Source organism: Herbidospora sp. NBRC 101105 (assembly GCF_030269205.1).
In the GTDB taxonomy this organism is placed as follows: Bacteria; Actinomycetota; Actinomycetes; order Streptosporangiales; family Streptosporangiaceae; genus Herbidospora; species Herbidospora solisilvae.
Window position 1 is genome coordinate 1,512,247 of sequence record NZ_BSSX01000001.1, and the last position, 23,089, is coordinate 1,535,335.

Below are 23,089 nucleotides of genomic sequence, written 5' to 3' on the forward strand. Positions count from 1 at the left end.
CCGGCCCGGCGAGGACCCGCGCTGGCTCGACCGGGAGCTCGCCGGCCTGTCGGAGGACCCGATCGGCCTGCTCAACCGGCAGGAGGAGGCCTCGCGGGCGGCGTGGCGGCGGTTCAAGGAGCACGATCCGCGCAACGCCTACCGCTACTGGGGCCTGATCCGGCGGTGGAGCGAGATCGTCCAGGCCCGGGAGGAGGCGCGGTCGGAGGCGGTGCGGGCGTTCTGGGTGCTGCGCGACTGGGTGCGCCGGGCGGGAGCGGTCACCGGGATCGGCGACGAGGTGTTCTTCCTGCGGATCGGCGAGATCCTGCGGCTGCTCCGGGGGGATCGGGCGGTGCTCGGCCTGACCGACGCGCGGCGCGCGGCCTACGACCACTACCGGTCGCTGCCGCCCTACCCGGGGGTGATCCGGGGCGCGTTCGACCCCGACCGGTGGGCGGCCGACCCCGACCGGCGCTCCGACTACGCCGACGCCGCCCTGCGGCCCTCCGCCCGCGACGGGTCGATCAACGGCTTCCCCGGCGCGGCGGGGGTGGTGGAGGGCATCGCCCGCGTCATCCCCTCGATGACCGAGGCGGAGCACCTGGCCGCCGGGGAGATCCTGGTGACGAACGTGACCAACGTCGGCTGGACCCCGCTGTTCCCCCGCGCCGCCGCCGTCGTCACCGACGTCGGCGCCCCGCTGTCGCACGCCGCGATCGTGGCCCGCGAGCTGGGCATCCCCGCCGTCGTCGGCACCGGAGACGCGACCAGCCGCATCCGCGACGGCGCCCGGGTGCGGGTGGACGGTTCGGCCGGGACGGTCGAGGTCCTCGACTAGGGAAGAATGGCCGGGTGGTCGAGACGGGGTGTCCTTGCGGGTCTGGCAAGGCATATCGGGAGTGTTGCGGACGGTTCCACGCCGGGCAGGCGGCGGCGCCGACCGCCGAGGCGCTGATGCGGTCGCGGTTCTCCGCCTACGCCAAGGGCGACACGGCCTATCTGCTGACCACCTGGCACTCCACGACCCAGCCGCCGCGCCTCGACCTCGACCGGAAGACCCGGTGGACGGAGCTGGAGATCCTGGAGACCTCCGGCGGGTCGGCGATCCACACCGACGGGACCGTCCGGTTCCGGGCCCACTACGTCGAGCGCGGGCGGGCCGGGGTCATGGAGGAGAACAGCGCGTTCTCCCGTGAGAACGGCCGCTGGGTCTATGTCGCCGCTCTCTGACCTCGGCCTGCGCCGCTACCCCGACGACCCGCGCGACCCCTTCCGGGCCTGGGACGCCGCCGACGAATACCTCCTCGGCGAACTGGGCCGGCTCGGCGGGCCCCACGGCACGGTCGTCGTGTTCGGCGACCGCTGGGGCGCGCTGGTCACCGCGCTCGCCGAGCACCGCCCGGTCCAGATCACCGACTCCTACCTGACCCAGCGGGCCACCCGGGCCAACCTCGACCGGCTCGGCCTGCCCGAGGCCACGCTGCTGTCGACCCAGGACGCCCCGCCCGCCCGGATCGACACGCTGCTGGTCCGGATCCCCAAGAGCCTCGCCCTGCTGGAAGACCAGCTCATCCGGCTCGCGCCGGCCGTCCACGAGGGCACCGTGATCCTCGGCGCGGGCATGGTCAAGGAGATCCACACCTCCACGCTGGCCCTGTTCGAGAAGATCCTCGGCCCCACCCGCACGTCGCTGGCGGTGAAGAAGGCGCGGCTGATCTTCACCGAGCCGCGCCCGACGCCGGTCGCGAGCCGGTTCCCGGTGACGTACACCCACGAGGGTCTCGACCTGGTCAACCACGCCGGCGTGTTCTGCGCCGACCGGCTCGACATCGGCACCCGGTTCTTCCTCAAGCACCTGCCCGCGACCGTCAAGGGGCAGCGGGTCGTCGACCTGGGCTGCGGCAACGGGATCGTCGGGGCGTTCGTGCTGCGCGACAACCCCGACGCCGAGGTGCTGTTCGTCGACGAGTCCTACGCCGCCGTCGCGTCGGCCCGCGCCAACGCGCCGGGCCCGGCGGGGTTCCTGGTCGGCGACGGGCTGGCCGACGCCGAGCCGGGGTCGGCCGACCTGGTGTTGTGCAACCCGCCGTTCCACTCCCACCAGGCCGTCACCGACGCGACGGCGTGGCGCATGTTCACGCAGGCCAAACGGGCCCTGCGGCCCGGTGGCGAGCTGCGGATCGTCGGCAACCGGCACCTCGGCTACCACGTGAAGCTCAAGCGCCTGTTCGGCGAGGTGACGGTGGTGGCCGGCGATCCGAAGTTCGTCGTGCTGAGCGCGGTCAGGCGCGGGCCTCGATGACCAGGTTGAAGTCGGTCGTCAGGGCGGTCCTCACCCGGCCGAAACCGGCCTCGCGCAGCAGCGCCTCGATGCGGGAGGGGCCCGACTGGTTGCCCAGCCCGAGCTTGGCGCCCTCCGACAGGCCGTGCGGCAGGCAGAGCATGACCGAGGCCGCCGCGTAGGTGGCCGCGATCGGGTTGCCGACGGTGTCCTCCAGGCGGTCGGCCGCGAAGGGCTCGACGACCAGGACGGTGCCGCCCTCGGCCAGCGCCGCGCGGGCCCGCCTCGCCGCCGCCAGCGGGTCGCCCATGTCGTGGAGGGCGTCGAAGAAGCAGATCAGGTCCCAGGTGCCGTACTGCTCCTCGCCCGAGTCGGCGACGTGGAAGTGCACCCGCGCGTCGACCCCGGCGTCCTTGGCGGCCAGGCGGGCGGCCTCGATCGAGGGCTCGTGGGTGTCGACGCCCTCGAAGCGGGAGTTCGGGTAGGCCTCGGCCATCAGGATCGAGGACGTGCCCATGCCGCAGCCGACGTCGAGCACGCGGGCCCCGGCGGTCAGCCGCTCGGTGACGCCGTCGAGGGCGGGCAGCCAGTGGTCGACCAGGCTGTACCGGTAGAGCGGGGCGAAGAACCGCGACACGCCGTCGAACAGGTTGTCGTCGTGGCGGTGCCAGGCGAAGCCCTCGCCGGTGCGGAACGCCTCGGCCAGGTGGTCGGCGGCCTTCCAGGAGGCGGCCTGGATCTGCGAGGCGGAGGCGCGGGCGGCGATCGTGGTGTCGTCGGCCAGCACCAGGGCGTGCTCGTCGGGCAGCCGGTACGTGCCCTCGGCCGGGTCGTAGTCGACGTGCTCGGCGACGGCCTGCACCCGCAGCCACTCGCGGACGTACCGCTCGGACAGGCCCGTCCTGGCGGCCAGGCCGGCGCTGGTGAGCGGGCCGGCGCCGGCCATGGCGCGGAAGAGGCCGAGCCGGTCGCCGAGGTGGGTCTGGAGGGTGAGGCTGGAGCCCAGGGCCTCCAGGGTGATCTTCATCGCGAAGTCTTCGAGTTTCTTGGTGTCCATGTCGTACACCCTGCCCATTTCGCATTTCACCGCCCTTTCACCGTTCTGTCGCCGGTCATGAAAGGGTGAAATCTCGGCCATTAGTATTGACGCCATTTCGGTGGGTAATGTGCATATTCCGGAACGGGGGATTCGAAATGCCGTACATCACCACGAACGACGGGGTCAGGATCTTCTACAAGGACTGGGGGACCGGGCAGCCCGTCGTCTTCAGCCACGGCTGGCCGCTCACCGCCGACGTCTGGGACAACCAGCTGCGCCTCGTCGCCGAGCACGGCTTCCGCGGCCTGGCCCACGACCGGCGCGGCGGCGGGCGGTCCGACCAGCCGTGGAACGGCAACGACATGGACACCTACGCCGACGACCTGGCCGCCCTGCTCGACACGCTCGACCTGCGCGACGTCGTCCTGGTCGGCCACTCGACCGGCGGCGGCGAGGTCACCCGCTACATCGGCCGCCACGGCACCTCCCGGGTCGACAAGGTGGTGCTGGCGAGCGCCGTCCCGCCGCACATGGCCGCCTCGATGCCGATCGAGGTCTTCGACGAGATCCGCGAGGGCGTCGCCGGCGACCGGTCGCAGTACTACCGGGAGCTCGCGCTGCCCTTCTACGGCTTCAACCGGCCCGACGCCCAGGTCAGCCAGGGGGCGATCGACGCGTTCTGGATGTGGAGCATGCAGGTCGGGGTCAAGAGCGCCTTCGAGTGTGTACGGGCGTTCTCCGAGACCGACTTCACCGAGGACCTGCCGCGGATCGACGTGCCGACCCTGGTCGCCCACGGCGACGACGACCAGATCGTGCCGTTCGAGGCGTCGGCCCCGAAGACCGCCCGGCTGATCCCCGACGCCACCCTCCAGGTCTACCCGGGGGCGCCCCACGGGATCAGGGGCGACTACGAGCAGGCGTTCAACGCCGACCTGCTGACGTTCATCGCGAAGTGAACGCGCGCCGGTGGAGGGCCTTCATCTCGGCCTCGAACTCCGGCACCGGGCCCCCGACGGCCACGCCGGGGGCCACCTCCTGGATCGGGAGGGGGCGCACCGGCGCCGACGGCGCGCCCCACCCGTCGCGCCACCCGGACAGCTGGGCGGCCGAGACGGCGTACACGATGCGGCCCAGGCCCACCCACGCGTGGGCGGCCGAGCACATCGGGCAGTGTTCGCCGGAGGTGTAGACCGTCGCGCCCGGCCGCTCCTGCGGCGGCAGGTTCGCCGCGGCCCAGCGAGCCAGCTCGAACTCGGGGTGGCGGGTCTGGTCGCCGGCGGCGGTCCGGTTGTGGTCTTCGGCCAGGACGGTCCCGTCGGCCGCGGCCAGCACCGAGCCGAACGGCTCCTCGCCCGCCTCGAACGCCTCGTGCGCCAGCTCGACGCAGCGCCGCAGATGCCGCAGGTCCGTCTCGGAAACCGTCATCGTCACCCTTTCACCGCACCGACCAGCCCGTTGACGAAGTAGCGCTGCAAAAAGGCGAACAGCGCGATCACCGGCAGCACCATGATCAATGATGCCGCGAGCACCTCGTTGTAGCGGACGACGGTACCGGAAATCAGGGACTCCAGCCCGAGCGGCAACGTGTAGAGCGACTCGTCGTTGAGGGAGACCCGGCTCAGCACGTACTCGTTCCACGTCGGCACCGCCGTCAGCACCGCGATCGTCACGTGCGCGGGCCGGGTCAGCGGCAGGTAGACGCGCAGGAAGATCCGCGCCTCGCTCGCGCCGTCGGCCCGCGCGGCCTCGCGCAGCTCCTTCGGCACGCTCCGGTACGCCGCCGTCAGCAGCAGCACCGTCAGCGGAGCCGTGCCGTTGACGAAGGGCAGCACCAGCCCCATGTGGGTGCCGAGCAGGCCCAGCCGGTTCTCCAGGATCACCACCGGCAGCAGCACCGTGATCCCCGGCACGAACAGCAGCGCCACGAACAACCAGTAGAGCGCCTTCGCGCCGGGGAACCGGAGCACCGCGAACGCGTAGGAGGCCAGGCTGTAGACCACCAGCACGCCCAGCACCGTCAGCCCGGTCACGATCAGGCTGTTGCGGAAGTAGTCGACGAACGCGAGCTGGTTCCACGTGGTGACGATGGTGTCGAAGGTCGGCTCGCGCGGGATCAGGTGGCCGCCGTCGAGGATCTCCTCCCGCGTCTTGAACGCCCCCGACACCATCCACAGGAACGGGTAGAGGCTCAGCACGGCATAGATCGACAGTGCCGCGTAGGCGGCGGTCTTCGCGACACGGGCGGCGGTCACCGCACCCTCCTCAGCAGCCGGGCGTTGGCCAGGGTCAGCAGCACGGCGCCGACGAACAACAACCAGCCCAGCGCGCTCGACAGGCCGAGCGTCGGCGCCAGGCCCTTGAAGAAGGCCAGTTCGTAGGTCTCCAGGGCGAGCACGTTGGTGTGCCCGCCGGGCCCGCCGTTGGTCATGATCAGGAAGATCTGGAACCCGTGCAGCGAGTCGCGCACGCCCAGCAGCACGATCCCGGCCGTCATCGGCGTCAGCAGCGGCACGATGATCCGCCGCAGCACCTGGCGGGGGGCCGCGCCGTCGATGCGGGCCGCCTCGACCATGCTCGGGTCGATCGCCTGGAGCCCGGTCAGGTAGAGCAGCGTCGCGGTCGGCACCGCCGACCAGACCAGGATCAGGATCAGCGTCCAGAGCGCCGTCGACGGGTTGGCCAGCCAGCCCTGCGGCTGCGCCAGCGAGCCGAGGCCGGCCGAGCGCAGCATCAGGTTGATCGAACCCTCGGGTTCGAGCAGGTAGCGCCAGGCGTAGTAGGTGGCGATGCCGGTGGTGACGTACGGCAGGAAGTAGACCGAGCGCAGCAGCCCCCGCAGGCGGCGCACGGAGTTGAGCATGACCGCCAGCGGCAGCGAGATCAGCACGGTCAGCAGCGGCACCGCCACGCACACCTGGAAGGTGTTCCAGGCGGCCCGGCGCACCCCCGGGGCCAGCGACGGATCGGCCCACAGCAGGTCGGCGTAGTTCTCCAGGCCCACCCAGATCCATTCGGGGGTGAACCCGTTCCACGACGCGAAGCTGAGCGCGAGACCGCTGCCGATCGTGTAGACGCCCATCACCGCGAAGAGGGCCACGGCCGGGAACACGAACGCCCAGCCGGTGACCCACTCCTTCCACCGGGACGCCATGGCTACTCGGCGGACTTCCACATCGCTCCGAAGATGGCGTCGAGCTCCTTGCCGGCCTGCGCCGGGTCGAGCTCCTTCAGCGGTGACAGCCGCACGAACGCGTCACCCGGCTTGACCTGGTCGTAGCCGCCCGGGAAGAACGTCGTGTCGCCCGCGTCGTAGGTGCTGGCGGGGTCGCCGGTGAAGTACTTCTGCAGCGCGGCCAGCTCGGGGCCCATCAGCGTGGCCGCCTCGGCGCCCAGGTCGGTGGCCGGCAGGTCGAGCGACTCCTTGGCGACGATGCCCGCCCCGGCCGGCGAGGTGACGTAGTCGATCCACTTCAGCGCGGCGGCCCGGTTCTTGGAGGTCGAGGTGACACCGAGGGAGGTCAGAGCCAACGGGGCCATCACGATGTCCTTGTGGGCTCCGGTCTCCGAGGGCGGGATCGGGAAGGTGAGCACCTTGTCGGGCGACATGCCGTTCTGCGCCAGGAAGGCGAGGGTGAACGTGCCGCCGACGTTGTACGCCGACTTGCCCTGGGCGAAGGCGATGTCGGCCTCGTCGATGCCGAGGGTCGTCGCGCCGGGCATCCAGTAGGGCGTGAGCTGCGCGTACAGGTCGAGGGTCTTGACCCCGTCGGGCGAGCCGAACCCGGCCGCGGTGTCCTTGCCGAACAGGCCCTGGAACTTCTCCTTGCCCAGGTAGGCGTGGGCGAGCGGCTGGTAGATCCAGTTGAACCCGACCTGGCTGACCTTCAGGCCGAGCGACAGGCCGCCCGCCTGCGGGTCCTTCTCCGTGGACGTCTTGAGCGCCGCCACGAACTCCTCCCAGCTGGCCGGGGGAGTGTCGGGGCTGAGCCCGGCGGCCTGGAGTTTCTCCTTGTTGGCGTAGACGATGCCGAACGCGCCGGCCGTGAACGGGACGGCGTACATCGACCCGGCCTTGGCCTGCTTGAACGGCGAGTCGGCCGCCGCGCGGTCGATCCGGCCCTGGTCGAGCACGCCCGCGTTCCGCGTGGACGGCAGGAACCGGCCCTTCCAGGCGTCGTTCACGTCGCCGCTGATGTCGGCGAGCAGGCCGGAGGCGCCGAGCTCCAGGTCCTCGCCCGCGGCGTGGGCCTCCAGCACGTCGGGCAGGTCGCCCGTCTGGGCGGCGCTCTGGATCTTGCTCTTGAAGACGTCGTCGGGCGTGACGGCCTCGATCTTGACGCCGATGCCGGTCTGCGCGGTGAACTGCTCGGCGGCCTTCTGGAGGGCGGTCGCGTGCGACTGCTTGAAGGTCCACATCGTGAGCGACTGCCCGGACGCGGCCGGTTCGCTCGTCTGCCCGCCGCCTGACGAGCAACCGGCGGCCACCAAGGTGGCGACGGCGGCCAAGGACAGGATTCGCGCTTTCATAGATGCCATGTCGGCCCCCTGGGGGTGGGACGCAAATCGTTAAGACTGTCCCTGGAATTTACACGCGGGACACCCTGTGTCAAGGGTCAGGCCGATTCGCGGCGGACCAGCCGGGCCGGGATGATCGTCTCGGTCGAGCTCTCGGCGACCGTGCCCGACAGGCGGGCGAGCAGGCGTTCGCCGCAGGCGCGGCCGATCTCGCGCGCCGGGTTGGCCATCGTGGTCAGCCGGGGCGAGACCAGGCTGGCGGCCTCGATGTCGTCGAAGCCCATCACCGCCAGGTCGGCGGGGATGCGCAGGCCACGGGCCGCCGCCGCGTCGAGGGCGCCCAGGGCCATGATGTCGTTGGCGCACAACACCGCGTCGGGCGGCTCCGCGAGGCCGAGCAGCCACGACGTGCCGCCCGCGCCGCCCGAGCGGCTGAAGCTGGTGTGCACGACCAGCCGGGGATCGGCCTCGATCCCGGCCGAGGCGAGGGCCAGCCGGTAGCCGGAGACGCGTTCGGCGGCGGGCCCCTCGGCGCGCGGCCCGCAGACGAAGCCGATGCGCCGGTAGCCCGCTTCGAGGAGGTAACGGGTCGCCTCGGCGGCGCCGCCCTCGTCGTCGCTGTGCACCAGGTCGACGCCCTCCTGCACTTGCACGCCGCCCAGCCGGACCACCGGCAGCCCCGCCTCGATCACCGGCAGCAGGTCTTCGGCGTGGGTGTGGAAGACGGCGAAGGCCAGTCCGTCGACCTGCCGGGCGATCATCTGCTCGATCGCGGCACGTTCCATGTCGCGGTCGCCGTCGGTGTTGCTGATGATCTCGTCGTAGCCGGCCGGGCGCAGCACGTCCTGCAGCCCCCGGGCCAGCGCCGGATAGAACGGGTTGGTGATGTCGGGGATGACCAGCCCGATCGTCTGGCTGCGGTTGGTGCGCAGCCCTCTGGCCAGCACGTTGGGCCGGTAGCCGAGCCGGTCGATCGCCTCCAGCACCCGCCGCCGCGTCTCCGCCGCGACCGGCCGCCGCCCGTTGAGGGTGTGGGACACCGTGGTCGCGCTGACCCCGGCGGCCTGCGCCACCAGCAGGATGCTGGGCCGCCGCGCGTCGGCGCGGGGGGCGGGCGCGCGGCGGACCGGCGGCGCGGCGAACGAGGCCAGCGCCTCCTTCAGCCGGTCGCGGGCCTCCTCGGCGGCGGTGGGCGCGGGCACGCCGTCGGCGACCCGCAGGATCGCCGACTCCCACACCCGCCGGGCCGCCGCCGCGATCAGCGCGCCGGTCACCCCGGCGCCGAGCTCCTCCTCCCGCGCCGCGAACGCCTCCCGGGCGTGGGACCGCAGGTCGGCGTTGTCGCGGTAGACCCGCGCCCGCTCCCGGTCGATGACCCCGGTCGCGGCCACCCACCCGGCCACGACCTGCGGCACCGGCTCCTCGGGCAGCGGCCCGCGCGGCAGCAGCGGCGGATCGGCGTCGAAGAAGAGCTGCTCCTTCGCCGGGAAGTAGTTGAACACCGTCTTGACCGCGACGTCGGCCTCGGTGGCGACGTCGGCGACCGTGACGGCGGCGAACCCGCGTTCGGCGAACAGCCGCAGCGCGGCCCCGGTGATCGCCCGGCGCGTCTCGGCCTTCTTCCGCTCCCGCCGATCCATGGAGGGATCGTATATCCACACGCACCTTGCACCGGCTGTAACTTCTACGGAGGCTCGATCCCTCCGTCCGGGCGGCGGACCCGGCCCGCCCATCGTTCGTGGAGGTGGGTCTCGGGCGGGAACCTGGCGGCGGCGGCCTCGTCGAGGTCGACGCCCCAGCCCGGGGCGTCGTGCGGGAACAGGTAGCCGCCGACCGGGTTGATCGTGCCCGGGAAGACCTCGACGACCGGGTCGGGGTAGACGTGGCCCTCCTGGATCTGGAAGGCGTGGGTGGTGACGTCGAGGGCGATGTTGGCCGCCGAGCCCACGGGGGAGACGTCGGCGGGGGAGTGCCAGGCGGTGCCGACCCCGTTCAGCTCGCAGAGCGCGACCAGTTTCCTGACCGGGGTCAGCCCGCCGACGGCCGAGACGTGCAGCCGCAGCAGGTCGACCCCGCCGTTCCTGACCAGCCGGGCCGCGTCGGCGACCGAACCGAGCTGCTCCCCGGCCGCGATCGGCATCGGCGCCGCCGCCCTGACCTCGGGGAGGCGGTCGTAGTACTCGGGCGCGATCGGATCCTCCAGGAAGAACAGCCGGTACGGCTCCAGCGCCCGCGCCAGCCCGACCGCCTGCTTCACCGTGAGCCGCGAATGGACGTCGTGCAGCAGCCCCGGCTCCTCGCCCAGCTCCTCCCGGGCCCGTTCGAAGAGCTTCGGGGTGTCGCGCAGGTAGCGCTGCACGTCCCAGCCGTCGGGGTAGGGCGCGTCCGGGTAGCCGCCCGCGGAGCCCGGCGCGCCGTAGTGGCCGAGGCCCGGCGCGCCGGTCTGCAGCCGGACGTTGCGGTAGCCCGCGTCGAGGAGCCGGCGGGCGTGGTCGAGGGTGGCCTCGATCGTGGCGCCCTCGGCGTGGAGGTAGGTGTCGGCGGCGGCTCTGACGCGGCCGCCGAGGAGTTCGTAGACGGGCATGCCGGCGCGTTTGCCCATGATGTCCCACAGGGCCTGGTCGACCCCGGACAACGCGCTGTTGAGCACCGGCCCGCCCCGCCAGTACGACGAGTAGTGCACCATCCGCACGATGTCCTCGATGTCGGCCGGATGTCGGCCGACGAGCATCGGCCCGACGTGCTCGTCGACGGCGGCGGCCACGGCGTGGAAACGCTGGGTGAAGGTGGCGCAGCCCAGGCCGTACAGGCCCGGATCGGAGGTGTCGACGCGGACCACCACCAGAGGCGGCCCTCCGGGCGCGGTCACGATCGACCGGACCCGGGTGATCCTCAGGTTGTCGCGCGGCGGCCAGGGGGCCTGGGTCTCGGGAATCACGTGTCCCCTCCTGAGCGGTCCGCCATCGGGAGTAGGTATGCGGTGCGACGGCGCGCGGGCAGTGGTGTCCGGACGGGGTGGATCATCGAGCCGCTGCCGCGAAGAGGTGCCGGGCACGGAAGCCGAGCAGGCTCTCGGCCGCCGTCAGGTCGATCGGCGCCTCGCGGCCCTCGAATCTCCTCCGGCGTTCCACGTCGGGATGGAAGCGGTCGAGCAGCTCCTCGGTCGGCTGGGGGGCGAGGGTGTCGGGGGCAGTCACGAAGACGGCGTGGTAGCCGGTGAGGGGGGCCGTGACGGCCAGCCAGGCGGCTCGGGCGGCGTCGCGGTCGTCGAGGTAGGTCCACAGTTCGGCGGCCCCCGAGCCGGGGTCGTCGGCGTAGCGGGCGGCCGTGTCGTCGAACTTGTCGCCGGGGCCGCCGAGCAGCGGGTAGCGCAGCGCCACCACGGCCATCCCGAACCGCCGGGCCATCATCGCGCCGGTCGCCTCGTCGGCCTCTTTGGACAGGCCGTAGGGGTCCTCGTTCTGGAGCGGGAGCCGCTCGTCGATCGGCAGGTAGGCGGGATGCAGCGGCTTGGCCGCCCACGGCATCCCGGTCACCGACAGGCTGCTGGCCAGCGCCACCCGCGGCACCCCCAGTTGCCCGGCCTCCTCCAGCACGACGAACGTCGCCCGGGTGTTGCCGCAGTAGACCTCGGCGGGCGTGCCGAGCGTGGGCGCGGGGATGGCCGCGAAGTGCAGCACCGCCTCGACCCCGGCCAGCGCCCGCCGGACCGTGGCCGGATCGCCCGCGTCGCCCACCACGGCCCGGTCGGCGTCGGTCGGTTCCCGATCGAGCGCGGTCGCCTCGACCCCCAGCTCCGCCAGCAGCGCGAGCGTGGCCCTGCCCAGCCTGCCCGCGGCCCCCGTGACCAGCACCCGGCGGGGTGTGTCGGCCATTCGATCACCCTCTCGCAAAACGTTTTGCTTATGAGCAAAACTCGGGGCAGGAGGGTTTGTCAACGTGCTTTGCCAGGCGATCTTATAGCCGGTATATCTAGGGGAAGCCGATGAAGGCTGGCGGCACCCGATCGGTCAGCCACACGCCGTTGGCGCTCACCCGGAACTCGTGGCCCTCGGCGTGCATGCGCCCTGCCTCCACGGTCAGCACGACCGGACGCCCCCGCCGCGCCCCCACCCGCTCGGCCGTGGCCACGTCGGGAGACAGGTGCACGTGGTGCCGGGCCATGCGCACCAGCCCCTCGGCCCTGATCGCGGCCAGCGCCGCCGGGGCGGTCCCGTGGTAGAGCACCTCGGGCGGCTCGACCACGGGCAGGTCGAGGTCGACCTCGATCGAGTGGCCCTGGCTGGCCCTGATGCGGCCGCCCTCGATGACGTACCGCTTCTTGTCGTTGGCCTCGACCACGTGGTCGAGTTCGGCCCGGTCGAAGGGGAAGCCGTGCGCGGCGGCGGCCGCGATCAGGTCGTCGACGGGGGTCCAGCCCTGCTCGTCGAGGACCAGGCCGATGCGTTCGGGCTGGTGCCGCAGGTGCTTGGCCAGGTATTTCGAGATGCGCACCATGCGCCGTTCGTCCATGGTCGTCGAGTGTGGCCGGAAAAACCTGCCGCCGTCTTCTCGATTTCTGTTATCCGCAGGTCGTCGCGGGGTCTCCGGTTCAGACATCCCCTACGAAGGACAACCATGACTCTGACGACAGTTCCCCGCCGGCGCGCCGCGCTCGGGGGCGCCCTCGTGGCCGCCCTGAGCGCGTCCCTGATCACCGGTGTCGGGCCCGCCGAGGCCGCCGACACGCTGGTCTCGCAGGGTCGTCCCGCGGTGGCCTCGTCGGTCGAGCGGGGCGACCTGTCGGCGGCCGCGGCCTTCGACGGCAAGACGAGCACCCGCTGGTCCAGCAAGTTCGCCGACCCGCAGTGGATCCGCCTCGACCTGGGCAAGGTCACGCCGATCAGCCGGATCGTGCTCAACTGGGAGCGCGCCTACGCGACCGCCTTCCAGATCCAGACCTCGAACGACGCCGCGACGTGGCGCACCATCCACACCACCACCGCCGGCAAGGGCGGCGTGCAGACGATCAACGCGTCGGCCAGCGCCCGCTACGTGCGCCTCCACGCCACCAAGCGGTCCAGCCAGTACGGCGTCTCCCTCTGGGAGTTCCAGGTCTTCGGCGACGGCACCCCGGGCACGACCCCGACCACCACGCCCACGACGACCCCGAAGCCGACCCCCTCGTCGAGCCCGAGCACGCCCCCGGCGACCGCCAAGGGCAAGAAGGGCGTCGCGGTCTGGCAGATCCCCGGCGTCAACGCCGCCGTCGCCAACGCGCAGGCGAGCTGGTACTACACCTGGGCCGTCGACCACCCCAACATCACCACCCCGGCCGACAGCCAGTTCGTCCCGATGATCTGGGGCGCCAACAGCGTCACCAACGCCAACCTGGCCAAGGCCAAGGCGGCCGGCCCCTACCTGCTCGGCTTCAACGAGCCCGACTTCGCCGACCAGGCCAACATGACGGTCGAGAAGGCCCTCGAACTGTGGCCGAGGCTCCAGGACGCCGGCAAGATCCTCGGCGCCCCCGCCGTGGCGTGGGGCGGCGACCGCGCGGGCGGCTGGCTCGACCGCTTCATGACCGGCGCGAAGCAGCGCGGCTACCGCGTCGACTTCATCCCGCTGCACTGGTACGGCGGCGACTTCGTCACCGAGCGCGCCGTCCAGCAGCTCAAGGGCTACCTCCAGGCCGTGTACGACCGCTACAAGAAGCCCATCTGGCTGACCGAGTTCGCCCTGATCGACTTCAGCAACGGCGTCCGCTACCCGACCGAGGCCCAGCAGGCGGCGTTCGTGACCGAGTCGGCCAAGATGCTCCAGTCCCTCCCGTTCGTCGAGCGCTACGCCTGGTTCGGCATCGGCGCGGGCGCCAGCGGCGTCAACAGCGGCCTGTTCCGCGACAACGGCACCCCGACCGCGGTCGGCCGCGCCTTCCAGGCGCTGCCCCGCTAGTCACCGATCCGGCAGGACCGCCATCCCGGGACCCGCACCCCCGGCATTCCGCCCGGGTCCCGGGATGGCCCTGTTTTTCCGGCATAATCCGACGATGCTCCGCTTGCTGATCTCCGTGGCCCTGGTCCTCGCCGGCGCGTCGGCGAGCGGGGGAGCGGCGGCGAAGGACCCCTGGCCGCACAGGTGGACCGTGTCGGTCTACCTCTGCGGCGGCACCGGTCTCGGCGTCGAGGAACGCTGCCCGGAGGGCGCGGCGACGCCGTCGCAGATCGACGCCGCGACCGTGGCGGTCGCCTCCGATCCGAGGATCACCGAGGCACGTCTCGTCGATCCGGAGGAAGGAGCCGAAGGCTTCGAGCACACGGCCGAATGGTCGAACGCCCCCGACAAGACCGACTGGTCATCCCTCCTCTCCGCGAAGGACCTCCCGTACTCCATCGAGGCCGAGGCGGTGGCCGAGGCCGTCCCCGAGGTCCTGATCGAGGACTTCGAGAGGATCCCCGCGGTCACCTACGTCTACGTCTGGCCGGTCATGTACTGGAGCGGGCGCGCGGATGTCCGCGTCCAGATGTGCGGACCCGCGACCGAGAAGGATCTCAGCTGCGCGGGGCGGGGCGCCGCCACGGGCGCGGAGCTGGCGGCGGTCGCCGACCACCTGCGGGCCCTGCCCGGCGATCCGATCGTCTACGAGGAGACCCCGGCGCATGCCCGGTGGAACTACCACACCTATCTGCGCCGCCTCGGCCCACGGTGGAAACTGCCCACCGACGTCTATTTCGGCACCAAGTTCTGGGTGGACCTGGACGACACGACAGGCCTGACGGAGCTCCTCCACCGCCTGATCACATTGCCCGGAGTCCGTAAGGTCGGCCCGAACTGACACATCCGCCGTAATCCGACGATGCTCCGATCAGCCCCGGCCCTCGTGTACGCCGGCGCCTCGACCGGGAACGCCCGGTTCCGCGTGGTACTGATGGCCGTGGCCATCCCCGGGCCACGGCTTCCGCGGCGTTCTCCCGGGTCACCGTTCGATCTGGGCGTCCTGCTGCGCGTGCGTGGCGAAGAACGTCAGGATCGTGTCGGCGAGTGCGCCGGGCTTCTTCTCCGGGGCGAAGTGGTCGAGGGAGGGGAAGGCCGCCCTCCGGGCGTCGGGGATCGTCTCGGCCAGGCGGGTGTGGGCGAGGTCCTGCGGGTCGCCGGGGCGTCCCTTGCCGCGCATGATCAGGGTGGCCGCTCCGACGGCGGCGTAGTCGGCCACGTGAGGGTCGAGGCGGCCCACCTCCGCGTGTTCGGCCACCGCCTGGGGCATGAGGGCGAGCTTCTGCCGCATCTCGGCGCGGGGGATCGCCATCCGCAGCACGGCTTTCAGGTACCACCGGGGCAGCCGTCTGACCAGTGAGGGGCCGGTCCCGCCGACGAAGGTCAGGAACGCCTCCAGGTTCCGGCCTACGGCGATCTCACGGCGGGCGCGGCCGATCCAGCCGGCCGGGATCGACCCGCCGACCGACGCCCCGGGCTCGTAGACGGCCACCGCGTCGAACTCCGGGTTCCCGCACGCCGCCCGCAGTGCCACCAGCCCGCCGAAGCTGTGCCCGAAGATCAGCCGGGCCCCGGTGGCGGCCCGGACTGCTTCGATGTCCTCGCATTCCCGCTCGATCGCGTAGTGCGCGCCCTGCGGCCCGCTGAGGCCGCGGCCGCGCCGCTGCACGACGTGGACGGTGTGCCGTTCGGCCAGCAGCCCGGCGAGCCCGGAGAAGTCGGCCGCCAGGGCGAGCGCCCCGGGGACGACGATGACGTGGGACCCCTGTCCCACGGTGGTGTACTCGATCGGCGTGCCATCCGCCGACGTGGCAAGTTGTGTCATGCTTACAACGTACGCAGAAGCCGGATAACGCAATAGAGCGAGTAGTACAGTGCGAGGACCGCACTAGTGCGCTGGAGGTGCCCGTGTCCGACCGGCCCCGCTATCTGCAGATCGCCGACGCCATCGCCGCCGACATCCGCGGGGGCCGCCTCGCCGAGGGCGGGCCCGCGCCGTCGACCAGGGCGATCGTCCGCGACTGGGGCGTCGCGATGGCCACCGCCACCAAGGTGATCGGCGCGCTGAGGGCCGAGGGCCTGGTCGAGACGGTCCCCGGCAGTGGCACCATCGTGCGCCGGCGTGGAACCCCCGCCACGAGCCGGCGGCCGAGACTGTCGGTCACCGAGATCGTCGAGGCCGCGATCGAGATCGCCGACGCCGAAGGGCTGCCGCTGGTCACGATGCGCAGGGTGGCCGTGTCGCTGGGCGTGTCGACGATGGGCCTCTACCGCCACGTGCCGAACCGCAACGACCTCACGCTCCGCATGGCCGACCACGTCTTCGCCGGAGCCCTGCTCCCCGACATCCCGCCGGCGGAGTGGCGCCGCCGCCTGGAGGCCGTGGCCCGCCTGTTCTGGACGGCCTTCGCCCGCCACCCCTGGGCCGCCGAGGTGTTCTCGCTCAGCCGCCCCCAGGTGATGCCGAACGTGTTGCCCCTCGCCGAATGGTCGCTCACCACGCTGAGGGCGATGGGCTTCGACGCCCACGACATGCTCTGCGCTCACATCAACCTGTTCGGCCACGTCCGCGGCATGGCCCTGGTCCGCCTGGCCGAGACCCGCGCGGAGGAGGACACCGGCATGACCGCCGACGACTGGATGCGCCACCAGGGCCGCGGCCTGCGCCGCTGGGCCGCCTCGCCGGACCATCCCGGGCTCGGTCATGTCGTCAGCGAGGAGTTCGACTTCGACCTCGACACCGTCTTCGAGTACGGCCTCCAACGCCTCCTCGACGGCCTCGCCGCCCGCCGCCGAGCCCTCTAGGGCAGATCTTCACGGTCCCGGGATCGGCCTCGGCCGAGGCGGTGCGGCGGGTGAGCGCGCGAGGGCACGCCGGCCCCGCCCTCCTCGACCCGAGTGATCCGCATCCCCGGGGTGCCGAGCGTGCGGTGATCTCTTTGCGGCAGGATCGGGCGATGAGCATCGACGCCATGCAGGACCTCACCTCCCGCCTGTGGTTCCCCGGTGCCCGGTGGCACGTCGGCGACCTCGCCTGGGGGCTGCGCCAGCACACCGGCCGTGAGCACGAGTGGCCCACGAAGGTCTGGCGCTCGAACGGCCGGGTCGTCGCGTGGGGATGGGCCGAGTTGCCCGGCCACCTCAACCTCCAGGCCGTCGACGAGCACTGGGCCGGTGCGGTCCTCGACTGGTTCGGGGAGATCACCGAGCCCGAGAGCGTCGTGGTCTCCAGCGCCGAGCCGCACCTGGTGCGCGCCGTCGAGGCGCGCGGGTTCGTCCCGGTGGAGGGGCCGTTCTTCCTGCATCTGGTACGCGACCTGGAAGACCTGCCCGCGCCGCGAGCCGCCTGCCATCCCGTCACCGACGTCGCGGGCCGGGTGAGGGCCCACCGGGAGGCCTTCTACCCCTCCCGCGTCACCGAGGAGAGCTACCGGAACGTCCAGCGGACCCCGCCGTACCGCGGAGAGCTCGACGTCGTCGCCGACGTGGACGGCGAGACGGCCGCCTACTGCCTGGCCTGGCTCGACGACGCCCGCAAGGCCGTGCTGATCGAGCCCGTCGGCACCGTCCCCGACCACCGGGGGAAGGGGCTGGCCAGAGACGTCTGCCTGGCGGCCCTCCACGCCGCGAGGGACCTGGGCGCCGAGATAGCCACGGTCAGCCCCCGGGGTGACGACGCGTGGCCGATTCCGGCGCGTCTGTACCGTTCAATAGGGTTCGCCCAAGTCGCCCGGACCGTGCACTATGGTGTGGCCCGAGGATAAGGAGACCAGGTGGACCTGAAGGCTACGTTCGACGCCATCGACGCCGACGGCGACGGATTCGTCACCGAGGGCGAGATCGTCGCCCACTTCCCCCAGCTTCCCGCCGAGGCCCTGGGGGCCTACGCGACCGGTCTCGACGCCGACGGCGACGGCCGCTACTCCTTCGAGGAATTCTCCCGCCTCCTCGGGTAATGCCCGGGCCCGGAACGTCATAAGGGGGACGTGACCCCCGAAACCTTCGAGGCCGTCTTCCGCGACACCTACGAACGGCTCACCCGTTACGCGGTGCGCCGTTGCGCGTCGCCGCAGGACGCCGCCGACGTCGTCGCGGACACCTATGCCGTGGCCTGGCGCAGACGCGAGAAGATCCCACGCGGCGACGAGGCGATCCTCTGGCTCTACGCCGTCGCCCGCCGCGTCCTGTCCGAGCATCGCAGGAGCGGCCGCCGCGACGCGCTGCTCGACGCCGAGATGGCCGACCTGTACGCCGAGACGCCCGGTGTCGACATGAGCGTGATCGGGCAGACCTTCCGCGCGCTGCCCGACGGCGACCGCGAACTGCTCGCCCTGGTCGCCTGGGAAGGGCTCGGCCACGACGAGATCGCCGTGACGCTCGGCATCACCCGCAACAACGTCCGCGTCCGCCTCCACCGCGCCCGCCGCCGGTTCGCGAAGGCGCTGGCCGCCAACGGCGTGCCCACCTCGTTCGCCCTGGCACCCCTGGGAGAGATCCGATGACCGATCTGCTGACGACCCTCGACCCGTCCGCCCGGGGCGGCGACCCGGACGCGCCGGGCGCCCGCGCGCTGCTGGCCCACGTGATGAGCGAGCCCGCGCCGGTCCGGCGGCGCCGCCTCCTGCGTCCCGCGCTGGTGGCCGTCGCCGCCGGGCTCGTCGTGACGCTGACGCCGCCGCAGATCGTGACCTCCTACGCCAACGCGGCCGTCGAGATCCACCTGGAGGGGCGGCAGTACGTCGCCCGGATCCTCGACCCCTTCGCCGACCACGAGCGGTTCACCGAGGCGTTCCGGGCGGTCGGGCTCGACGTGCGGATCCGGCCGCTGCCGGTCTCGCCGCTGTCGGCGGGCAGGTCGCTCGGCATGATGATCGGAGGGACCTTCGACCGTCCCGGCGAGATCGGCGGCGAGTTCGCCTACGACGGGGTCGTGCTGAGCGCCGATCCGGAGCCGAAGGGCTGCGAACCCGCGCGGCCGGGCTGCTCCCTGATCGTCCGGGTGCCCGAGGGTTTCCCCGGGTCCGTCCACATCCGCCTCGGCCGGCCCGCCCGGCCGGGAGAGGACTACGCCGACTTCGACAGGGCCCTCGCGCCCGGCGGGCCGCTCCACGGGGTCAGACTGCGGCACGGCGCGCCCGTGAAGGACGTCAGGGCCGAGGCGGAGCGGCGGGGCCTGCGGGTGACGTACCAGAGAATCGAGATCGCGGCCGACGGAGGGTTGTCGTTCGCCGACGTCACCCCCGGCGACCGCTGGACCGTCTGGAACGCGTGGCAGGTCCGTGAAGGGGTGGTGCGGCTGCTGGTGACGGAGCGGCGGCTCGGTGAGAACCCCTTCTACAACGGGTCCGCGCCCCCTCCCGACCTGGAAGGCTAATCGATTCCACATAGCGTTTGACATTTATGGAATTCATTTTCTTTCGGGAAAACGGCATTTAAACTCCGGTCACGTCGCCGTTCGACCCCGAGGGAAATCATGCGACTTGACGAAGTGGCGGCCGCGATCGTCGCCGAGGTGTCGCCCGAAGAGGCGGAGTACTTCCCCGCCATCGCGCAGGCCGTGCGGCGTGACCCCGCACGCGCCTTCGGGCCCGGTCGCGACGAGCCGCTCGCCTTCGGGCTGGCCGAGGCGGTCGCCCTGCTCACCCCGATCGTGCTCGGAGCTCTCAGCGCCGCCGCGACCAACACGCTGACCACCTTCGTCGAGACGGCGACCAAGGGCACGTCCAAGCGGGTGTGGGGGTTCCTGCGCCGGAAGAGGGCGCCCGAGATCGCCCCTCCCGAGACCGTGCTCGACCTGACCCCCGAGCAGGTCAAGGAGGTCACGCAGGCGGTCGAGCGGATCGCGGTCTCGATCGGCGTCGAGGAGACGGTCGCGCTGCGGCTCCGGCAGGCGCTCTTCGGGCACCTGTCGGGGGAGCGGTGACCGGCCCGGAGACCCGGGACGCGCCACGGCTCAACCCCTTCCTGCTGCCCTCGTCCACGACGTCGCGGTTCCTCGTCCTCATCCTCGCGACCGTCGCCGGGGCGCTGTTCGTCGACCTCTACCTGCGCACCCTGTGGTGGACGGTGGCGAACACGCCCGAGCAGGTGCGCGCCGGGCACTGCCTGGCGGCCCTGCGCTCCGGCCGGCTGGAGGAGGCGGCCGCCGTGGCCGACCGGTACGCCGCCTGCGCCGTCCGCGTCACCATGATCGACTCGCTGATCCCCGTGGCGATGCTCGCCGCGCCCCTGGTCGGCACGGTCGTCCTCTACCTGCTGCACCCGGTGTTCGCCGTCCGCCACCGGCCCATGGCGCTGGCGGAGGCGGGCGCGGGGCCTCATCACGACGCGGTCATGGCCCGGTTCGCGCAGATCCTCGCCGAGGAGACGCCGCGCCGGACGGTCCGGCTGCTCGTCGACCCGGCCCGCTCCGACCTGTCGGGGCGCACGTTCGGGCTGCCCGGCAGGCACACCGTCGTGCTGAGCATGGGCACGGTGCTGGCGTACAAGGAGGAGCCGCGGGTCGCCGAGGCGCTGCTGCGGCACGAGCTCGCGCACATCCGCAACCGCGACGTCGGCATCGCCCACGTCACCGTGGCCGTCTGGTGGGCCTTCCTGCTCACCGGGGCGCTGCCGATCATGGTCGCGACGGCCGTGTGGAACCCGGCGGGGCTGGCCGCGATGGCCCTCTTCCTCGCGGTGATCCTGCTCCTGTTGTGGTCGTCGCGCACCGCCGTGCTGCGATCCCGTGAGCACCACGCCGACGTGCGGGCGGGGGACACCCCCGCCCGGATGGAGGGCGTGAAGGCGGCCGTCGAGCGGGCCCGGCCACTGAGCCGGCACCGCAGGCTGGGCAACCATCCGGGGCCGGGCCGCAGGACGACGGTGCTGACCGACCCGGGCCGCCTGTCGCGGCCGGGCGCCGGGGAACTGCTCACCGTCGGCCTGCTCTCCGGCATGTGCTTCGGGCCGGTCTTCGACTCCTTCGCGTACGTCAACTTCGAGTCCGGGCCCGACGCGAAGGCCTTCCTGCCCGGTGTCCTCTTCGGCGCCCTGCTGTCGGGCACCGCACTGGTGGCGGTCTGGCGGGCGGTCCCGGCCGGTCTGGCGGGCGGCGGGCGGTTGTGGGTGTCGGCGGCGGCCATGACGGCCGGGCTCCTCCTGGGGCAGTGGTTCGTGCAGTCCCAGAGCCGCAACTTCTGGACCGGGCTCGAACGTGACCCGCTCGCGGCGGCGCTGATGGCGGCCGGTCTGCTGGTGCTCGTCCGGCTCTTCCTGTCGTGGGCGAAGGCGTGCGCGACCGCGTGGTTGCCCATGGCGAACCGGCTCCGGGTGGTCACGCTGACGGCGGTGGCCGTCGGCGCCCTGGTGATCGGGCCCTGGCTGGGGTTGTGGCACCACGGGCTTCAGCTGCTCGGCGAGGTCGCCGACTCTCGTCAGGTGCCGGCGATCCTCGCCGTGTTCGCCGCGCGGCATCCCGTGCACCTGTTCACGATCGTGCTGGCCGGCGGGTTCCTCGTCGCGGCGGGCGCGCGGCGGGGCCGGCCCGCCCGGCCGCTCGCCCTCCATCTCGACGGCGCGCCGCCGGCGCCGCTCGCCCGCGCGCACTCCCGGTTCCTGGCCGCGCTCGCGGCCGCCTTCGCCTCGGTGCTGGTGATGCTCGCGGCGGGCTTCGCCTTACAGCCCTGGCTCTTTGAGGCGGCCCGCACGGGCCGGCAACTGACCTCGGTGTACGTCCTGATCGGCGTCGCCGTGGCCCTCTTCGGGGTGGCCGCGCTGGTCGTCGGCTCGGTGACGGGCGGCCGGCGGCGGATCATGTGGGCCGCCGCCCACACGGCCCCGGCGCTCGCGGTGGCCGGGGTCCCGATGGCGCTGGTGCTGCTCGGCCACGTCGCCCTCGCGGAGTGCGGCCTGGCGCGCGCCCTGTCCTGCTACACCCAGGGCGCCTCGTTCCCGGCCACGCTGGGCAACTACTACGTCCTCACCTTCGCCTACGCCCTGTTCCCCGGCCTGCTCCTGGCCGTGGTCGCCGCCCTCGTCCGGGCCGTCCGGCCGCCCGCGACCGCGGTCCCGGCCCGGCGGCCCCTGCCGGTCCGGATCGCCGCGATCGCGGTGGTCGCCGTGGTGGCCGCCACGGGGATCGTCGGAGCGGTGACCCAGTGGGCGTGGTACCTCCGTGTCCTGCCCGAGCCGCCCGCCCGGTGGAGCCCCGAGGTGATCGAGGCGCTCCAGCAGCCGATCAGGGAGCGCACCCTGCCCCGGCCGGGCGCCTGCCGCGACGTTCTCGCCGCCTACCGCGGCGCCGGCGCCGCCGACGTGCTCGCCATGGACCGGGGGCACTGGCTGACGGTCGCCCGGACGGTCAACCGCATCGCCTCCGCCGACGACGACGGGCTGCGGATCTTCGCGCAGGCCGGCTACACGTGGTTCGGCCGTGCCGACGCGGAGATGGTGGGCCGGACGACGTCGCGCCTGGCCCACTACTGCACGCTGGTCCAGCACGAGGACGGCGCCCTCTAGGGAACGCAGGCCGGCACGCCCCCGCGCACCCCCAGCCGGAACGCCCACATGCGCTGCGACACGCTCCCGTGGTCACCCGGCCGGGTCCACGGGGTGTCGCCCGAGAGCAGCCGCAGGATCCTCTGGATCTCCGCCGTGTCGCCCCGCTCCCAGACCAGGTCGCCGTCGTCGGCGGCGCCCTGGAGCGCGGCGCCCGCGAAGCAGTCGGCCTGGAGTTCGAGCCGGCCCCAGTGCAGGCCGGGCGGAAGGTTGGCCTGGACCGCGTGGCCCCATTCGTGGGCGATGACGTGGTAGATCCAGCCGTCGCCGTACTCGTAACCGAGTCGCATGAGGTTGACGTCCCAGGCGATGTAATGCCCGGCCGCGCAGTAGCCGGCGTTGTAGGGACGGAGCGGCTGCCCGCCGCAGGCCGGGCGATTGGGGCTGTAGCCGTTGTAGCCGCCGAGCACGCGCGGCGGCAGATAGCGGACGCGGAAATAGTCATACCAGTGCGAGGCCCAGAAAGCCCTGGTCACGGACACCGCGGTGCGGATGTCGCCCTGGATGTCCTCGGCGGCGGCGGCCGGACGGGCCCCGAAACCGAGGGACGCGAGAACGAGGACGAGAGCGGGAATCAGCCGTAATCTTGATCTCATTTGAATTCTCCGTATTCGGCTGATTCGCAGGTTATCTTCGTCGCCGATTCCGGAAGAACTGTCGCTCCAGGGATATGTTTATATGCTTATTCCATTCTTTATTTGACATTTATGGAAACGTTAGGCGCTCCGGTGGTGTGGCTCTGGCTTCGAGGGATCACG

24 protein-coding genes are annotated in these 23,089 nt (G+C 72.2%); 13 read left to right on the top strand and 11 right to left on the bottom strand.

Annotation, left to right across the window (positions count from 1 at the left end):
* The first annotated feature begins 565 nt into the window (after window positions 1-565).
* The 3 genes from QSK34_RS06655 to QSK34_RS06665 are packed head-to-tail and all read left to right on the top strand — an operon-like array spanning window position 566 to window position 2,284.
* Window positions 566-820, top strand: coding sequence for a PEP-utilizing enzyme (locus QSK34_RS06655; RefSeq protein ID WP_285582060.1), 255 nt, complete (start codon window positions 566-568; stop codon window positions 818-820).
* Between the two features lie 14 nt (window positions 821-834).
* On the top strand, window positions 835-1,212 hold the full coding sequence (locus QSK34_RS06660; RefSeq protein ID WP_285581052.1) for a YchJ family protein: 378 nt from the start codon (window positions 835-837) through the stop codon (window positions 1,210-1,212).
* Window positions 1,196-2,284: a methyltransferase gene (locus tag QSK34_RS06665; RefSeq protein ID WP_285581053.1), complete on the top strand. Its 1,089-nt coding sequence runs from the start codon at window positions 1,196-1,198 to the stop codon at window positions 2,282-2,284. Before QSK34_RS06660 ends, QSK34_RS06665 begins: the two co-directional genes overlap by 17 nt.
* Here the strand turns inward: QSK34_RS06665 and QSK34_RS06670 are convergent.
* Entirely contained in the window at window positions 2,265-3,320 is a 1,056-nt protein-coding gene (locus tag QSK34_RS06670; RefSeq protein ID WP_161478063.1) for a class I SAM-dependent methyltransferase, read from the bottom strand. The genes QSK34_RS06665 and QSK34_RS06670 overlap by 20 nt on opposite strands.
* 137 nt (window positions 3,321-3,457) lie before the next feature.
* Here QSK34_RS06670 and QSK34_RS06675 point away from each other — a divergent pair, with 137 nt between their 5' ends.
* Entirely contained in the window at window positions 3,458-4,261 is an 804-nt protein-coding gene (locus QSK34_RS06675) for an alpha/beta fold hydrolase (protein WP_285581056.1), read from the top strand.
* Here QSK34_RS06675 and QSK34_RS06680 read toward each other — a convergent pair.
* The 8 genes from QSK34_RS06680 to QSK34_RS06715 all read right to left on the bottom strand — a co-directional run bounded on the left by QSK34_RS06680 (window position 4,248) and on the right by QSK34_RS06715 (window position 12,332).
* Window positions 4,248-4,730 (bottom strand): nucleoside deaminase, encoded by a 483-nt coding sequence (locus tag QSK34_RS06680; RefSeq protein ID WP_285581058.1) that lies wholly within the window; start codon window positions 4,728-4,730, stop codon window positions 4,248-4,250. The two genes, QSK34_RS06675 and QSK34_RS06680, sit on opposite strands and share 14 nt — an antisense overlap.
* Window positions 4,731-4,732: 2 nt before the next feature.
* The gene (locus QSK34_RS06685; protein WP_285581060.1) at window positions 4,733-5,557 is read right to left on the bottom strand and encodes a carbohydrate ABC transporter permease; all 825 of its coding nucleotides are present in this window, start codon (window positions 5,555-5,557) and stop codon (window positions 4,733-4,735) included.
* Window positions 5,554-6,456 carry a carbohydrate ABC transporter permease gene (locus tag QSK34_RS06690; RefSeq protein ID WP_285581062.1) on the bottom strand — a complete coding sequence of 301 codons (903 nt, stop codon included), beginning with the start codon at window positions 6,454-6,456 and terminating at the stop codon, window positions 5,554-5,556. Before QSK34_RS06690 ends, QSK34_RS06685 begins: the two co-directional genes overlap by 4 nt.
* A gap of 2 nt (window positions 6,457-6,458) precedes the next feature.
* Entirely contained in the window at window positions 6,459-7,832 is a 1,374-nt protein-coding gene (locus QSK34_RS06695; RefSeq protein ID WP_285581064.1) for an ABC transporter substrate-binding protein, read from the bottom strand.
* An 86-nt stretch (window positions 7,833-7,918) separates the two neighbouring features.
* The gene (locus QSK34_RS06700) at window positions 7,919-9,460 is read right to left on the bottom strand and encodes a substrate-binding domain-containing protein (protein WP_285581066.1); all 1,542 of its coding nucleotides are present in this window, start codon (window positions 9,458-9,460) and stop codon (window positions 7,919-7,921) included.
* Between the two features lie 44 nt (window positions 9,461-9,504).
* Entirely contained in the window at window positions 9,505-10,758 is a 1,254-nt protein-coding gene (locus QSK34_RS06705; protein ID WP_285581068.1) for an enolase C-terminal domain-like protein, read from the bottom strand.
* A gap of 82 nt (window positions 10,759-10,840) precedes the next feature.
* Window positions 10,841-11,695 (bottom strand): NAD-dependent epimerase/dehydratase family protein, encoded by an 855-nt coding sequence (locus QSK34_RS06710; protein WP_285581070.1) that lies wholly within the window; start codon window positions 11,693-11,695, stop codon window positions 10,841-10,843.
* Between the two features lie 97 nt (window positions 11,696-11,792).
* Entirely contained in the window at window positions 11,793-12,332 is a 540-nt protein-coding gene (locus tag QSK34_RS06715; protein ID WP_285581072.1) for an RNA 2'-phosphotransferase, read from the bottom strand.
* A gap of 105 nt (window positions 12,333-12,437) precedes the next feature.
* Between QSK34_RS06715 and QSK34_RS06720 the strand changes: the two genes are divergently transcribed.
* Window positions 12,438-13,754: a glycosyl hydrolase gene (locus tag QSK34_RS06720; protein ID WP_285581074.1), complete on the top strand. Its 1,317-nt coding sequence runs from the start codon at window positions 12,438-12,440 to the stop codon at window positions 13,752-13,754.
* 94 nt (window positions 13,755-13,848) lie between these two features.
* Window positions 13,849-14,634: a hypothetical protein gene (locus QSK34_RS06725; RefSeq protein ID WP_285581076.1), complete on the top strand. Its 786-nt coding sequence runs from the start codon at window positions 13,849-13,851 to the stop codon at window positions 14,632-14,634.
* A 141-nt stretch (window positions 14,635-14,775) separates the two neighbouring features.
* Here QSK34_RS06725 and QSK34_RS06730 read toward each other — a convergent pair whose 3' ends face one another.
* Window positions 14,776-15,618, bottom strand: coding sequence for an alpha/beta fold hydrolase (locus QSK34_RS06730; protein ID WP_285581078.1), 843 nt, complete (start codon window positions 15,616-15,618; stop codon window positions 14,776-14,778).
* Between the two features lie 83 nt (window positions 15,619-15,701).
* On the opposite strand from QSK34_RS06730, the gene QSK34_RS06735 reads away from it, so the two are divergent.
* The 7 genes from QSK34_RS06735 (at window position 15,702) to QSK34_RS06765 (ending at window position 22,292) form a co-directional block, all read left to right on the top strand.
* Window positions 15,702-16,598 carry a TetR/AcrR family transcriptional regulator C-terminal domain-containing protein gene (locus QSK34_RS06735; RefSeq protein WP_285581080.1) on the top strand — a complete coding sequence of 299 codons (897 nt, stop codon included), beginning with the start codon at window positions 15,702-15,704 and terminating at the stop codon, window positions 16,596-16,598.
* Between the two features lie 152 nt (window positions 16,599-16,750).
* Window positions 16,751-17,557, top strand: a complete 807-nt coding sequence (locus tag QSK34_RS06740; RefSeq protein WP_285581082.1) for a GNAT family N-acetyltransferase — start codon at window positions 16,751-16,753, stop codon at window positions 17,555-17,557.
* Between the two features lie 9 nt (window positions 17,558-17,566).
* Window positions 17,567-17,749 carry an EF-hand domain-containing protein gene (locus QSK34_RS06745; protein ID WP_285581085.1) on the top strand — a complete coding sequence of 61 codons (183 nt, stop codon included), beginning with the start codon at window positions 17,567-17,569 and terminating at the stop codon, window positions 17,747-17,749.
* A gap of 30 nt (window positions 17,750-17,779) precedes the next feature.
* Window positions 17,780-18,295: an RNA polymerase sigma factor gene (locus QSK34_RS06750; protein ID WP_285581087.1), complete on the top strand. Its 516-nt coding sequence runs from the start codon at window positions 17,780-17,782 to the stop codon at window positions 18,293-18,295.
* Window positions 18,292-19,167 (top strand): hypothetical protein, encoded by an 876-nt coding sequence (locus QSK34_RS06755; RefSeq protein ID WP_285581089.1) that lies wholly within the window; start codon window positions 18,292-18,294, stop codon window positions 19,165-19,167. The genes QSK34_RS06750 and QSK34_RS06755 overlap by 4 nt, the downstream gene beginning before the upstream one ends.
* Before the next feature lie 99 nt (window positions 19,168-19,266).
* Complete coding sequence (locus tag QSK34_RS06760) at window positions 19,267-19,716, top strand: hypothetical protein (RefSeq protein WP_285581091.1); 450 nt, start codon at window positions 19,267-19,269, stop codon at window positions 19,714-19,716.
* Entirely contained in the window at window positions 19,713-22,292 is a 2,580-nt protein-coding gene (locus QSK34_RS06765; protein WP_285581093.1) for a M48 family metalloprotease, read from the top strand. Before QSK34_RS06760 ends, QSK34_RS06765 begins: the two co-directional genes overlap by 4 nt.
* Here QSK34_RS06765 and QSK34_RS06770 read toward each other — a convergent pair.
* A complete protein-coding gene (locus QSK34_RS06770) occupies window positions 22,289-22,927 on the bottom strand; it encodes a neutral zinc metallopeptidase (protein WP_285581095.1) in 639 nt (212 codons plus the stop codon). The two genes, QSK34_RS06765 and QSK34_RS06770, sit on opposite strands and share 4 nt — an antisense overlap.
* Window positions 22,928-23,089 lie beyond the last annotated feature (162 nt).

Excerpts from the sequence above, each read along its gene's own strand:
- QSK34_RS06720 (WP_285581074.1), top strand. The coding sequence starts at position 12,438 with ATGACTCTGACGACAGTTCCCCGCCGGCGCGCCGCGCTCGGGGGCGCC.
- QSK34_RS06680 (WP_285581058.1), bottom strand. The coding sequence starts at position 4,730 with ATGACGGTTTCCGAGACGGACCTGCGGCATCTGCGGCGCTGCGTCGAG.
- QSK34_RS06770 (WP_285581095.1), bottom strand. The coding sequence starts at position 22,927 with ATGAGATCAAGATTACGGCTGATTCCCGCTCTCGTCCTCGTTCTCGCG.
- QSK34_RS06670 (WP_161478063.1), bottom strand. The coding sequence starts at position 3,320 with ATGGACACCAAGAAACTCGAAGACTTCGCGATGAAGATCACCCTGGAG.
- QSK34_RS06715 (WP_285581072.1), bottom strand. The coding sequence starts at position 12,332 with ATGGACGAACGGCGCATGGTGCGCATCTCGAAATACCTGGCCAAGCAC.
- QSK34_RS06725 (WP_285581076.1), top strand. The coding sequence starts at position 13,849 with ATGCTCCGCTTGCTGATCTCCGTGGCCCTGGTCCTCGCCGGCGCGTCG.
- QSK34_RS06675 (WP_285581056.1), top strand. The coding sequence starts at position 3,458 with ATGCCGTACATCACCACGAACGACGGGGTCAGGATCTTCTACAAGGAC.
- QSK34_RS06740 (WP_285581082.1), top strand. The coding sequence starts at position 16,751 with ATGAGCATCGACGCCATGCAGGACCTCACCTCCCGCCTGTGGTTCCCC.
- QSK34_RS06730 (WP_285581078.1), bottom strand. The coding sequence starts at position 15,618 with ATGACACAACTTGCCACGTCGGCGGATGGCACGCCGATCGAGTACACC.
- QSK34_RS06665 (WP_285581053.1), top strand. The coding sequence starts at position 1,196 with ATGTCGCCGCTCTCTGACCTCGGCCTGCGCCGCTACCCCGACGACCCG.
- QSK34_RS06700 (WP_285581066.1), bottom strand. The coding sequence starts at position 9,460 with ATGGATCGGCGGGAGCGGAAGAAGGCCGAGACGCGCCGGGCGATCACC.
- QSK34_RS06695 (WP_285581064.1), bottom strand. The coding sequence starts at position 7,832 with ATGAAAGCGCGAATCCTGTCCTTGGCCGCCGTCGCCACCTTGGTGGCC.
- QSK34_RS06655 (WP_285582060.1), top strand. The coding sequence starts at position 566 with ATGACCGAGGCGGAGCACCTGGCCGCCGGGGAGATCCTGGTGACGAAC.
- QSK34_RS06690 (WP_285581062.1), bottom strand. The coding sequence starts at position 6,456 with ATGGCGTCCCGGTGGAAGGAGTGGGTCACCGGCTGGGCGTTCGTGTTC.
- QSK34_RS06755 (WP_285581089.1), top strand. The coding sequence starts at position 18,292 with ATGACCGATCTGCTGACGACCCTCGACCCGTCCGCCCGGGGCGGCGAC.
- QSK34_RS06710 (WP_285581070.1), bottom strand. The coding sequence starts at position 11,695 with ATGGCCGACACACCCCGCCGGGTGCTGGTCACGGGGGCCGCGGGCAGG.
- QSK34_RS06760 (WP_285581091.1), top strand. The coding sequence starts at position 19,267 with ATGCGACTTGACGAAGTGGCGGCCGCGATCGTCGCCGAGGTGTCGCCC.